Annotated in this window: 11 protein-coding genes; 7 read left to right on the top strand and 4 right to left on the bottom strand. The window is 36.0% G+C overall.

Annotated elements, in window-relative coordinates:
- Positions 1-73: 73 nt before the first annotated feature.
- A complete protein-coding gene (gene pruA, locus HN014_RS11635; RefSeq protein WP_176029042.1) occupies positions 74-1,702 on the top strand; it encodes an L-glutamate gamma-semialdehyde dehydrogenase in 1,629 nt (542 codons plus the stop codon).
- Positions 1,703-1,821: 119 nt separating this feature from the next.
- Positions 1,822-2,286, top strand: a complete 465-nt coding sequence (locus tag HN014_RS11630; RefSeq protein WP_176029041.1) for a GNAT family N-acetyltransferase — start codon at positions 1,822-1,824, stop codon at positions 2,284-2,286.
- 7 nt (positions 2,287-2,293) lie between these two features.
- On the opposite strand, the gene rsmG is transcribed toward HN014_RS11630, so the two are convergent.
- Positions 2,294-2,923, bottom strand: coding sequence for a 16S rRNA (guanine(527)-N(7))-methyltransferase RsmG (gene rsmG / locus HN014_RS11625; protein WP_176029040.1), 630 nt, complete (start codon positions 2,921-2,923; stop codon positions 2,294-2,296).
- Between the two features lie 284 nt (positions 2,924-3,207).
- On the opposite strand from rsmG, the gene HN014_RS11620 reads away from it, so the two are divergent.
- The 3 genes from HN014_RS11620 to HN014_RS11610 all read left to right on the top strand — a co-directional run bounded on the left by HN014_RS11620 (position 3,208) and on the right by HN014_RS11610 (position 6,004).
- Positions 3,208-4,308: an acyl-CoA desaturase gene (locus HN014_RS11620; protein WP_254883990.1), complete on the top strand. Its 1,101-nt coding sequence runs from the start codon at positions 3,208-3,210 to the stop codon at positions 4,306-4,308.
- Between the two features lie 7 nt (positions 4,309-4,315).
- Positions 4,316-5,524: a pyridoxal phosphate-dependent aminotransferase gene (locus HN014_RS11615; RefSeq protein ID WP_176029038.1), complete on the top strand. Its 1,209-nt coding sequence runs from the start codon at positions 4,316-4,318 to the stop codon at positions 5,522-5,524.
- A 210-nt stretch (positions 5,525-5,734) separates the two neighbouring features.
- The gene (locus HN014_RS11610) at positions 5,735-6,004 is read left to right on the top strand and encodes a hypothetical protein (protein ID WP_217704325.1); all 270 of its coding nucleotides are present in this window, start codon (positions 5,735-5,737) and stop codon (positions 6,002-6,004) included.
- Positions 6,005-6,017: 13 nt separating this feature from the next.
- Here the strand turns inward: HN014_RS11610 and HN014_RS11605 are convergent, their stop codons facing one another.
- Together HN014_RS11605 and trkA are read right to left on the bottom strand one after the other, a co-directional pair.
- Positions 6,018-7,514: a TrkH family potassium uptake protein gene (locus tag HN014_RS11605; RefSeq protein WP_176029036.1), complete on the bottom strand. Its 1,497-nt coding sequence runs from the start codon at positions 7,512-7,514 to the stop codon at positions 6,018-6,020.
- A gap of 3 nt (positions 7,515-7,517) precedes the next feature.
- The gene (gene trkA / locus HN014_RS11600; protein ID WP_176029035.1) at positions 7,518-8,867 is read right to left on the bottom strand and encodes a Trk system potassium transporter TrkA; all 1,350 of its coding nucleotides are present in this window, start codon (positions 8,865-8,867) and stop codon (positions 7,518-7,520) included.
- 210 nt (positions 8,868-9,077) lie between these two features.
- Between trkA and ubiE the strand changes: the two genes are divergently transcribed.
- A complete protein-coding gene (gene ubiE, locus HN014_RS11595) occupies positions 9,078-9,806 on the top strand; it encodes a bifunctional demethylmenaquinone methyltransferase/2-methoxy-6-polyprenyl-1,4-benzoquinol methylase UbiE (protein WP_176029034.1) in 729 nt (242 codons plus the stop codon).
- Positions 9,807-9,887: 81 nt separating this feature from the next.
- On the top strand, positions 9,888-10,595 hold the full coding sequence (locus tag HN014_RS11590; RefSeq protein WP_176029033.1) for a porin family protein: 708 nt from the start codon (positions 9,888-9,890) through the stop codon (positions 10,593-10,595).
- A 103-nt stretch (positions 10,596-10,698) separates the two neighbouring features.
- On the opposite strand, the gene HN014_RS11585 is transcribed toward HN014_RS11590, so the two are convergent.
- Positions 10,699-11,442 carry an RNA methyltransferase gene (locus HN014_RS11585; RefSeq protein WP_176029032.1) on the bottom strand — a complete coding sequence of 248 codons (744 nt, stop codon included), beginning with the start codon at positions 11,440-11,442 and terminating at the stop codon, positions 10,699-10,701.
- Positions 11,443-11,450 lie beyond the last annotated feature (8 nt).

Raw genomic sequence — 11,450 nt, 5'->3', positions numbered from 1 at the left:
GCCCTTAAGCCTACATAATTCCCTATCTTTGCCATCAAAATTTAATAACTCACAAAAATAAACGTATCGCATTATGGGAAAAGGCGTTTTTCAAGTTCCAACTGCAATTAACGAGCCTATTAAATCATATGCTCCAGGAACCCCAGAAAGAGAAGAAGTTTTAGCTGCTTATAAAGAATTATATAATGCTAGTGTAGATGTCCCTTTATACATTAACGGAAAAGAGATTAGAACAGGAGACACAGGAACCATGGCGCCTCCTCATGATCATCAACACATATTAGGAACCTACCACAAAGCTGAAAAAAAACACATTCAGGAAGCTATAGATACAGCAATCCAGGCAAGAGAGGAATGGGCTAATTTAGCATGGGAACAGCGTGCCGCTGTTTTCTTACGTGCTGCTGAATTAATAGCAGGACCTTACAGAGCTAAAATCAATGCCGCTACTATGTTAGCACAATCAAAAAATATTTTTCAAGCCGAAATTGATGCTGCTTGTGAGTTTATAGACTTCTTACGCTTCAATGTTGAATTCATGACCAAAATTTATGAGGATCAACCAGAATCAACATCCGGAGCATGGAACAGAATTGAATACCGACCATTAGAAGGTTTTGTATACGCTATCACTCCTTTTAACTTTACAGCTATTTCCGGAAACCTACCTGCCAGTGCTGCCTTAATGGGAAATACAGTTGTATGGAAACCTAGTGACAGTCAGATATTTTCTGCTCAGGTAATTGTTGAAATTTTCAAGGAAGCAGGAATTCCTGATGGTGTAATCAATGTTGTATACGGAGATCCGGTTATGATTACTGACACTGTATTAGCCAGTCCTGATTTTGCCGGAATCCACTTTACCGGTAGTTCACATGTATTTAAAGACATCTGGGCAAAAATCGGAACAAACATCCACCACTATAAAACATACCCTAGAATTGTTGGAGAAACAGGAGGAAAAGATTTTATAATTGCTCATCCAAGTGCTAACGCTAAACAAGTAGCTACTGGTATCAGCCGTGGTGCTTTTGAATACCAAGGACAAAAATGTAGTGCTGCATCAAGAGCCTACATCCCAAAAAGTCTTTGGAGCGATGTAGAAAAATTCCTTAAAGAGGATATTGCTTCTTTCAAAATGGGATCTCCAGAGGACATGAGTAACTTTATCACCGCTGTAATCCACGAAGGATCTTTCGACAAATTAGCTTCCTATATAGACCAGGCTAAAAAAGACGAAAATGCAGAAGTGATTATAGGAGGTGGATACGACAAATCAAAAGGATACTTTATAGAGCCGACTGTTATCTTAACCAAAGATCCTAAATACACGACTATGTGCACTGAATTGTTTGGACCTGTTATTACCATCTATGTTTATGAGGATAGCGAATGGAGCCAAACATTAGAATTAGTTGATCAAACTAGCGAATACGCATTAACAGGCGCTATTTTCTCAACAGATCGCTACGCTGCTGCTGAAGCTACCAAAGCGTTGCAAAACTCAGCAGGAAACTTCTATATCAACGACAAACCAACAGGAGCGGTTGTAGGACAACAGCCTTTTGGTGGTGCCAGAGCATCAGGTACAAATGACAAAGCAGGTTCTTACCTTAACCTACTTCGTTGGGTTTCTCCAAGAACCATCAAAGAAACTTTTGTATCTCCTGCAGACTACAGATACCCTTTCTTAGGAGAATAAAACATTAATACATTCGTCAAAAACGCGCTACAGTAGTTCTCTGTAGCGCGTTTTTTTTAACATTTTCTTATCGATAATTTCATTTATATTTACTCTCCTAACATCATTTTTCGTACTACATGATCACTATCAGACCCGCCCATATCGACGATCTTCCTGTTTTACTTGATTTCGAACAACGATTAATCGAAATAGAGAGACCCATGGATAACACTTTAAAAAAAACAGAAAGAATAAGCTACTATGATATCGAGTCATACATTTCTGCAAAAGACACTGAAGTTATTGTTGCTGAAATCGATCAACAAGTAGTTGGTAGCGGCTATGCCCAAATCCGCCCTAGAAAAGGCATCTATATTCAAGACAGATTAGGCTATATAGGCTTTATGTTTGTCGATGAAAACCACAGAGGCAAAGGGATTGCAAAAAAAGTAATCACCTCACTAATTGACTGGTTAAAAACAAGAGAAATAGAAGAAGTCCAACTAGAAGTATACCATCAAAACCCCAGCGCAATAAAAGCCTACGAAAAAGCAGGTTTTAAGCAACATTTAGTCTGTATGCGTTATAACATCAACGAATAATCCTTTTCTATAATTTGTATTTTATAGGAAGGTGTACTACTTTTTTTGTTTCAAAAAAAGCTTCTTCAAAATAATCAGACAAGCTATACTCTGTTGCTTTTGGAAACTTCTGCAACTCCTCTCTTAAATCTCCTCCTTTGAGATAAAGAATTCCATTGGGTAATTCATGGGTGCTTTTTTTCAATATATTTTTCCGAACCCATTGATAAAAATCAGGCATTTTTGTCACTGCTCTACTCACGATAAAATCAAAACGATCTTCAAAAGTTCCCGCTCTTCGTTGTTCAGCTGTAACATTATCAATCTCCAAAGCTTTTACAACTTCATTAACTACTTTGATTTTTTTCGCAATCACATCTACCAAATAAAAATCTGTCTCAGGAAATAAGATAGCCAATGGGATTCCTGGAAACCCTCCTCCTGTTCCTACATCCAACACCATCGCTCCTTTAGCAAACTTCTGCACTTTGGCAATCCCCAAAGAATGCAACACATGACGTTCATATAACGCGTCTATATCCTTTCTGGAAACCACATTAATTTTTGCATTCCACTCTCTATATACCTCACCTAACTTCTCAAACTTTGCAAGTTGCTCTTCATTTAAATCTGGGAAATATTTTAAAACCTCTTTCATTGTATTTGGATCACATTACGCAGAAAAAAGAAGCCACAAACTACATTTTTCCCGTTTTTAATTATGCCGCAAAAATACAAGTTATTAAAAGTTCACAATTACATTTCTCATATTAATTTAGCCTTCATTTTGATTTTTACACAAAATCCTATCTATAAAAATATTCTTTAAAGGATTTCCCGTAGATATTTATTCAACTTAAAGAACTTCAAAAAAATATAAATACCTAACTTTGTCTAATATAAACTTGACAAAATAACAATACGTCATAAACCCAAATGCTCATGACGGCACCAAATATAAGATTCAACAAAAGAGATTCCACAAAATTTTTCAGGACGCTCAATAAACGTGTCAACCAATATTTTAAGGAGAACAACATTAAGAGAACAGGAAACCTACAATTACACATCAAAACAGTAATTATGTTTTCTTTATTCTTAACCCCTTATTTTTTAATTCTCACTCTCGACATCTCTCAATGGTGGATGTTGCTTCTCACTGTTGTGATGGGAATTGGAATGGCAGGTGTAGGGATGAACGTAATGCATGACGGAAATCACGGATCTTATTCTTCTAAAAAATGGATTAATAAAATAATGGGAGGAAGCATGTATATTCTTGCAGGAAATGTATATAACTGGCAAGTACAGCACAATGTTCTGCACCATACTTATACGAATATTCATGGGCATGATGAGGATATGGATGCCGGAAGAATTATTCGGTTTACAAAACATGCCGAGTGGAAAAGGTTTCACAAGTTTCAACATTATTATTCCATATTTTTATACGGACTTCTCACTTTTAACTGGGCTATCGCTACTGATTTTAAACAAACAAAGAGATACTTAGCCAGAAAGCTTGCTTATGGAAAGCTTCCCAGCCCACTAAAACAATGGAGCACGGTTGTAATCACCAAAATCATTTATTTAATGATTTGGATTGTAATCCCCATGCTTATTCTTTCTATAGCCTGGTGGAAAATACTACTAGGATTCTTTGTCATGCATTATGTAGCAGGACTGATCCTAAGTGTTATTTTTCAATTAGCTCATATTGTAGAAGATACTGAAATGCCTAAACCAGATGAAAATGGAAACATGAAAAACACCTGGGCTATTCACCAGCTATTCACTACTGTCAATTTTTCTACAAAAAACAAATTGATCAACTGGTATACCGGGGGACTTAACCATCAGGTTGAGCATCATATTTTTCCGAATATTAGTCATATTCACTACTCAAAAATTTCCAAAATAGTTAAACAAACTGCTTTAGAATTTAATTTACCCTATAACGAATATAAAACCACTCGCAAGGCAATCATTGCACATTTCAAACATCTAAAAGAAATGGGAATGAAACCTGCAATACAATCATAATACCAAAATGGCTTCAATTACAAAAACAACGAACGTGCAATTATCAGACAGAATTAACAAGCTTGAAGCTTCTGCTACATTAGCAATGGCTGCAAAAGCTAGAGAACTGAGAGCTGAAGGAAAAGATATTATCGGTCTAAGTCTAGGGGAACCTGACTTCAATACACCTGATTTTATCAAAGATGCAGCCATCCAGGCTGTTAATGATAATTATAATTCATACACTCCTGTAGATGGATATGCAGAATTAAAAGATGCGATCATTACAAAATTCAAGAGAGACAATAACCTGACATACTCTCCTTCTCAGATCGTGGTTTCTACCGGAGCAAAACAATCGCTATACAACATCGCTCAGGTATATCTTAACCCAGGAGATGAAGTTATCTTACCATGCCCTTACTGGGTTAGTTATAGCGACATTGTTAAGCTAGCAGGAGGGGTTCCTGTAGAAGTAAAAACTTCTATAGACACGGATTTCAAAATGACTGCAGAAGATCTAGAAAAAGCAATTACACCTAACACTAAAATGTTATGGTACAGTTCTCCATGCAACCCAAGTGGTTCTATTTATAGTAAAGAAGAGCTTAGAGCCTTAGCAGATGTCCTTCAAAAACATCCTGATATTGTAGTGGTGAGTGATGAAATTTACGAGCATATTAACTACGTAGGAGGACATGCTTCCATGGCACAATTTGAAGACATGTACAACAGAACCGTTACTGTAAATGGTGTTGCCAAAGCATTCGCTATGACAGGATGGAGAATAGGATACATTGGAGCTCCAGAAGCAATTGCCAGAGCGTGTAATAAAATCCAGGGACAAGTCACCAGTGGAGCTAATTGTATTGCACAACGTGCAGTAATCACAGCATTAGAAGCTCCTGTGGAGAAAATCCAATACATGGTTGACGAGTTCAAAAACAGAAGAAAACTAATTTTAGATTTATTATCTGAGATCCCTGGTTTCGAATGTAATGAACCAGAAGGGGCTTTTTATGTTTTCCCGGATATTTCTCATTACTTTGGAAAAACCATAAAAGGGCAAACCATACATAATGCAACCGACTTTTCTATGTTCCTTTTGGAAAATGCACATGTTGCTACAGTAACCGGTCTTGCTTTTGGTAATGGAAACTGTATTCGTATCTCTTATGCTGCCAGCGCAGACCAAATAAAAGAAGCAGTAAAAAGAATAAAAGAAGCCATCAGCTAAAAATACTGACATTCAAATAGATAAAACCGCCATTTGTTAAAAATGGCGGTTTTTTTGTTTTTTTCACTAAATTTGTACAATATTAATTTACGTACTACGTTTAGATATAAATTACAACTTTCCTTTCTACCCCAGTGAGTTGAATCATTTACATTCAACTACTTAGACAAATTGTCTTTTTTACTCTTAACAACTTAAAACCCCATGACGATGGATATTCTAGAAAAAGAACGTATTGTTCAGAAAAATGTGCTGGAAATTTTTAGAGACAACTTCAAAGTGGAAAAGACAGATGAAGAAATTCTAAATATGAGACCAGAAAAAGAATTTGACGCTAATTTCGTTACATATTATGAATCTATATTAGATGTTTTTTTGATTGAAGAAGAACATCTAAATAGCATAACAGGAAAAGTTAAAGACACCATTAAAAAGGTAGCTAGATTATGGAATCTAACTCCTCATTATCAACCTTGGTAAAATTTGCTTTCTTCTAACGATTCCTCCAGAAAAACGGAGTTAGTAAGATTAGGACTGTAAACAACTCTAACCTACCAATCAGCATCAGGAAGGAACACCACCATTTTCCGACCGATGGCAACACATCAAAATTACTTACAGGATTAAGCGCCCCAAACGCCGGTCCTACATTTCCTAAAGAAGAAGCCGCTCCTCCAATAGCCGTTTCGAAATCTATCCCCAACGCACCTAACACTAATGCCCCTATAATAAAGGCCAGCATGTACAGTATAAAAAAGGCGATCACATTAAATACAATTTCTTTAGAGACAGCTCTTTTATTATAACGAACCGGTAAAATTGCATTAGGGTGTAATGTTCGTTTAAACTCTAATACTCCATTTCGAATCGTTATTAAATGCCGAACAACTTTCATCCCTCCAGAGGTAGAACCTGCCGATCCTCCTAAAAACATAAGCCCAAAAAACAACACTTTGAGAAATGGAGTCCAAAGCGTAAAATCCGCCGATACAAAACCTGTAGTGGTAATTACCGATAACACCTGAAACAATGCGTGACGAAATGAGCTTTCTGCTTCTCCCCACACCATAGGGTGATCAATAGAAGACACAGAAACATCAGCTTTGAAATAAATAATAAGCGTCGCTATTAATGTAAAAGACGTTACAAAAATAACATACCATCTAAACTCTTCATCTTTGTAAATCTTATTCAGTTTTCCTTTAAAACCAAAATAACTCAAAACAAAATTCATCCCTGCCAGAAACATAAATAACATTATGATATACTGTATAACTGGCTGATCATTCCAGTATGCTACACTTTTATCTTTCGTAGAAAACCCTCCAGTGGACAATGTACTTAATGCATGATTAATCGCATCAAAAAAACTCATCCCCGCCAACTTAAGCAATAAGGTTTCTGCCGCAGTATATCCTACATATATATACCACAATCGCTTTGCTGTATCTGTTATTCTTGGATGTAATTTATCGGTATTTGGTCCTGGAGCTTCTGCTGCAAATAACTGCATTCCTCCAATCCCTAACAACGGAAGTATTGCTATTGCCAATACAATAATCCCCATTCCTCCAATCCAATGCGTAAGACTTCTCCAAAACAATACTCCTTTAGGCATTGCTTCTATATTATTAAGAATTGTAGCTCCTGTTGTAGTATATCCCGAAATTGTCTCGAAAAAGGCATTTGTAAAAGAAGGAATTGCTCCGGAAAACAAATAAGGAAGTGAACCGCTAAGCGACATAAATATCCATCCAAAGGTAACCACAATATACCCTTCTCTTTTATTTATTTTCTTTTGGTGACCCCGAGTCAAAAACATCAAAACAATACCAATAAACATTGTCGCCATTGACGCCAACATAATTTCAATTGTCACTCCATCTTTATAAATAAAACTAATGATTGTTGACAACATCATAAAACCTCCATTACAGAGCAATAAAAGCCCCATTATATGAGAGATTATTTTATAGTTTAATTTGGCCATGTTTTACAGAAAAAGCTTTTCTATTTTCTTAATAGATTTTGGCAAACAACAGACTACTATTCGGTCTCCTGCCTGAATATAAAAATCCCCCTGAGGAATAATCCCTTCTCCATTTCTCACTACACCTGCTATAATTGCGGATCTCGGAAAATCTAAATCCCTGATACTATTATTAGAAACTTCTGAAGTAGGTTTTACAATAAATTCCAGAAGCTCTGCATTCATATTATTGAGTTTGGTCATTGCTACCACTTCTCCTTTTCTTATAAACCTAAAAATGTTATTTGCAGCTAATAACTTTTTATTTATCAAGGTATCAATTCCGATAGAGTGTGACAATTGAAAGTAATCCATATTTTCCACCAAAGCAATCGTCTTTCGAACACCTTTTGACTTGGCTACCAAACAAGACATAATATTAGTTTCTGAATTTCCTGTAACAGCAATAAAGGCATCCATATCACTGATCCCTTCCTCTTCTAACAACTCTACATTCCTTCCATCTCCATTTATTATCAATGCATTCGGCAATTCATCTGCAAGATCGAACGCTTTCTCTTTATTTTTCTCTATAAGTTTCACCCTGAATTTATGATCGCACAAATCTCGAGAAGACTTATATCCTATCTTACTCCCTCCGAGAATCATAACATTCCTCACCTGCTCTTTCACTTTCCCGGTCAACTTATATAATTCTTCAACACCTCCGATAGAGGTCACAAAATACACCTGATCTCCTTCCTTAAATTTTGTATCTCCTCGGGGAATAATCGTATACTGAGTTCCTGAACGTTGTATTGCAATAGGCATAAATTGCAATTTCGGATACACCTCTGCAGCTTCCTTTACGGTTTTTCCTACAAAAAGAGCTGATTCTGAAAGTACTGTTCCAAACATGGTTAGCACCCCCCCTTCAAACTCATAACTATCATTAAATGCTGATTGATTAAGCAACAATTCTATTTCGCTGGCAGCTAATGCTTCTGGTGAAATCAGTTCATCAATTCCAAACTTAATAAACCCAACCTCATCTTTCTTTTCTATAAATTCTGCATTAGAAATTCTCGCTATCGTACGCATAGCTCCCAACTGTTTTGCTAAAACGCAAACAGTAATATTGACAGTTTCACTAGCAGTAACTGCTATAACCATATCTACATTTTCTACTCCTGCTTCTCTTAGAATAGAAATAGAAGTAGCATCCCCCTTAAGAACTCGAATATCAAGATGCGTATCAGCGTAATTAAGACAGTCCTTATTCGTATCTATTAACGTAATATCCTGAGATTCATACGAAAGTAATTTCGCCAAATGAAAACCTACTTCACCCGCTCCGGCAATAATAATTTTCATCTGTTAAATATATTGTTACTCATTCCAAGTGTGTATTATAAGACGAGTACATTCCCGGAATAAACAAAACGATCCCCTGTACTCAATCTTCAAAAGAAAACAAAGATAATGTAAATTGGGTAACTGATAAAATAATTGATTCTTGTAAGTTCATCTCAATATATTCTTACGATCAAACTCAAAAATGTATATTTGCCTAAATTTTTTTTAATGTCAGAAAAAATAACACCATACAAGGACGTTAACAGAACTAAAAAAGAACAAGTTACCGAAATGTTTGACACCATCTCTAATACATATGATGGATTAAACAGAGTCATTTCTTTTGGTATTGATATAAAATGGAGGAATAAAGTTGTTAATTTAGTTAAAAGCATTTCTCCCGAAAGAATTCTGGATGTAGCAACAGGAACTGGCGACCTAGCCATTAACCTGTGCAAAACAGGAGCTTCTGAAATTATTGGACTTGACATTTCTCCGGGAATGCTTTCTGTTGGAAAAAACAAAATCAAGGCAAAAAAATTAGACAGCACAATCTCGATGGTTCAGGGAGACAGTGAAAATCTTCCATACCCCGATAATCATTTTGATGCTATAACTGTAGCTTTTGGCGTTCGAAATTTCGAAAACTTAGAGAAGGGATTATCTGAGATTCTCAGAGTTCTGAAACCAAAAGGAATTTTTGTGGTACTCGAAACTTCTGTCCCTACAAAAACCCCATACAAGCAAGGATATAAGCTTTATACATCCAAAATCCTTCCACTCATAGGACGTATTTTTTCTAAAGACAAATCTGCTTATTCATATCTAAGTGAAAGTGCAGCAGTTTTCCCACATGGAGAAACGTTCAACAATATTTTGAGAAAAATTGGGTTTATAGAAGTTAACAGTATCCCTCAGACAATGGGAGTCGCAACAATTTACACAGCAAGAAAATAATAAATCCTTAATAGACACTAAAAGAACAGGCTTTTTATTATTTTTCGAGGTTGAATGAATAGCTTAGAAAACTTTAAGAAAATGAAAAGATTATTTTTCGTCATTACCACTCTATTTTGCATCCACAATAGCAGTGCACAACTATTCTCTAAAGAAAAGGTTCAAAACCTCCAAAATTTTGACAAACCCAGATTAAGCTGGGGATACATCTTGGGTCTTAACAGCTATAACTTTGATTTTGATTATACTGCGGATGCTTCTGCCAATGACATCATGGTAGATAAAACAGTAGGATTTAATGTCGGACTTCTTGGGAATATGCGGATTAATGATTACTTAGATTTACGTCTGGAGCCAATGGTTACTTTTACACAAAGAAACCTCACCTATACAGGTCCTGAATTTACTACATTATCAGAATCTACAAGAGAAGTAAAGTCTACTTACGTTCATATTCCTTTGTTACTAAAAGTATCCACTAAAAGATTAAACAATTTCAAACCTTTTATTGTCGGAGGTATTTCTACTTCTATCAACTTATCCAGTAACGAAGATAATCCAGACGACAATAGTCTTAATCAGTTTAGAACCACTACAAACACCAATTATTACGAAATTGGTTTTGGTATTGATTTTTTCCTGTATTATTTCAAATTCACTCCATCAATTCGAGGTGTTTTTGCTATGTCTGACGAACTTGTAAGAGATAACGACCCTAATAGTCCTTACACCTCTACTATTGATAAGATGTCGACAAGGGGAATTTTTATCAATTTCACTTTTCAATGAAAAGCAAAAAACTCTCTGCATAAAACACCGGAGAAGTTATCAAAAAATAAATATTAATTTCGAGACAGGTTTCTGCCCTCCTATAGACCTCGATAATCAAATACTATATATTACCCCCACGTTTAAACTCGCTTAGCAAAATAGCCGTAGCTGTTGCGACATTTAGACTCTCTGTTTTTTGTCCCTGACCAAACTGAGGAATTGCTATTTTTTGACGAATAATTTTCTCCGTCTCTTCAGAAACGCCATTTGCTTCATTTCCCATCACCAACACTCCATTAACAGGTAATTCTGTCTTATATACATTATCTCCTTCCATAAAGGCTCCCATCACAGGAATCCCCCTATCAACACACGTACTCAAATATTTCTGCAAATCCGAATACACAATACACACCCGTGTAATAGACCCCATAGTAGCCTGAATTACCTTAGGATTAAAGCAATCTACTGTCTTTTCCGAACACACCAACTCTCTCACTCCAAACCAGTCACACAATCTGATAATTGTCCCCAGGTTTCCCGGATCACGAACATCATCTAATGCTACTACAAGTCCTTTTCCAGATGTCGTTACATCATCAGGCATATAAAAAACAGCCAATGCTACTTGCGGAGTAGTCAAAAAACTTATTTGTTTCAATTCATTCTCACTTACTGCAAAAAATTTCTCTGCAGGAACCTCAAAAAATTTCTCTTCTGTACTATACAGTGCATGTAACTCCCATCTAGCCTGTAACAACTCCTGAATCCCTTTTTTCCCCTCAACAACAAACATCTTATGTTGTTTACGGTACTTTTTTTGATATAAGCTTTTTATTAATTTCTTTTGGCTTTTGCTAAGCATACAAATAT

Origin of the sequence: Aquimarina sp. TRL1, from assembly GCF_013365535.1 — a bacterium.
GTDB lineage: Bacteria > Bacteroidota > Bacteroidia > Flavobacteriales > Flavobacteriaceae > Aquimarina > Aquimarina hainanensis.
The sequence above is the reverse complement of the archived record's forward strand: the minus strand, read 5'-3'. Positions and strand labels throughout refer to the sequence as shown.

Excerpts from the sequence above, each read along its gene's own strand:
- pruA (WP_176029042.1), top strand. The coding sequence starts at position 74 with ATGGGAAAAGGCGTTTTTCAAGTTCCAACTGCAATTAACGAGCCTATT.
- HN014_RS11630 (WP_176029041.1), top strand. The coding sequence starts at position 1,822 with ATGATCACTATCAGACCCGCCCATATCGACGATCTTCCTGTTTTACTT.
- rsmG (WP_176029040.1), bottom strand. The coding sequence starts at position 2,923 with ATGAAAGAGGTTTTAAAATATTTCCCAGATTTAAATGAAGAGCAACTT.
- HN014_RS11620 (WP_254883990.1), top strand. The coding sequence starts at position 3,208 with ATGACGGCACCAAATATAAGATTCAACAAAAGAGATTCCACAAAATTT.
- HN014_RS11615 (WP_176029038.1), top strand. The coding sequence starts at position 4,316 with ATGGCTTCAATTACAAAAACAACGAACGTGCAATTATCAGACAGAATT.
- HN014_RS11610 (WP_217704325.1), top strand. The coding sequence starts at position 5,735 with ATGGATATTCTAGAAAAAGAACGTATTGTTCAGAAAAATGTGCTGGAA.
- HN014_RS11605 (WP_176029036.1), bottom strand. The coding sequence starts at position 7,514 with ATGGCCAAATTAAACTATAAAATAATCTCTCATATAATGGGGCTTTTA.
- trkA (WP_176029035.1), bottom strand. The coding sequence starts at position 8,867 with ATGAAAATTATTATTGCCGGAGCGGGTGAAGTAGGTTTTCATTTGGCG.
- ubiE (WP_176029034.1), top strand. The coding sequence starts at position 9,078 with ATGTCAGAAAAAATAACACCATACAAGGACGTTAACAGAACTAAAAAA.
- HN014_RS11590 (WP_176029033.1), top strand. The coding sequence starts at position 9,888 with ATGAAAAGATTATTTTTCGTCATTACCACTCTATTTTGCATCCACAAT.
- HN014_RS11585 (WP_176029032.1), bottom strand. The coding sequence starts at position 11,442 with ATGCTTAGCAAAAGCCAAAAGAAATTAATAAAAAGCTTATATCAAAAA.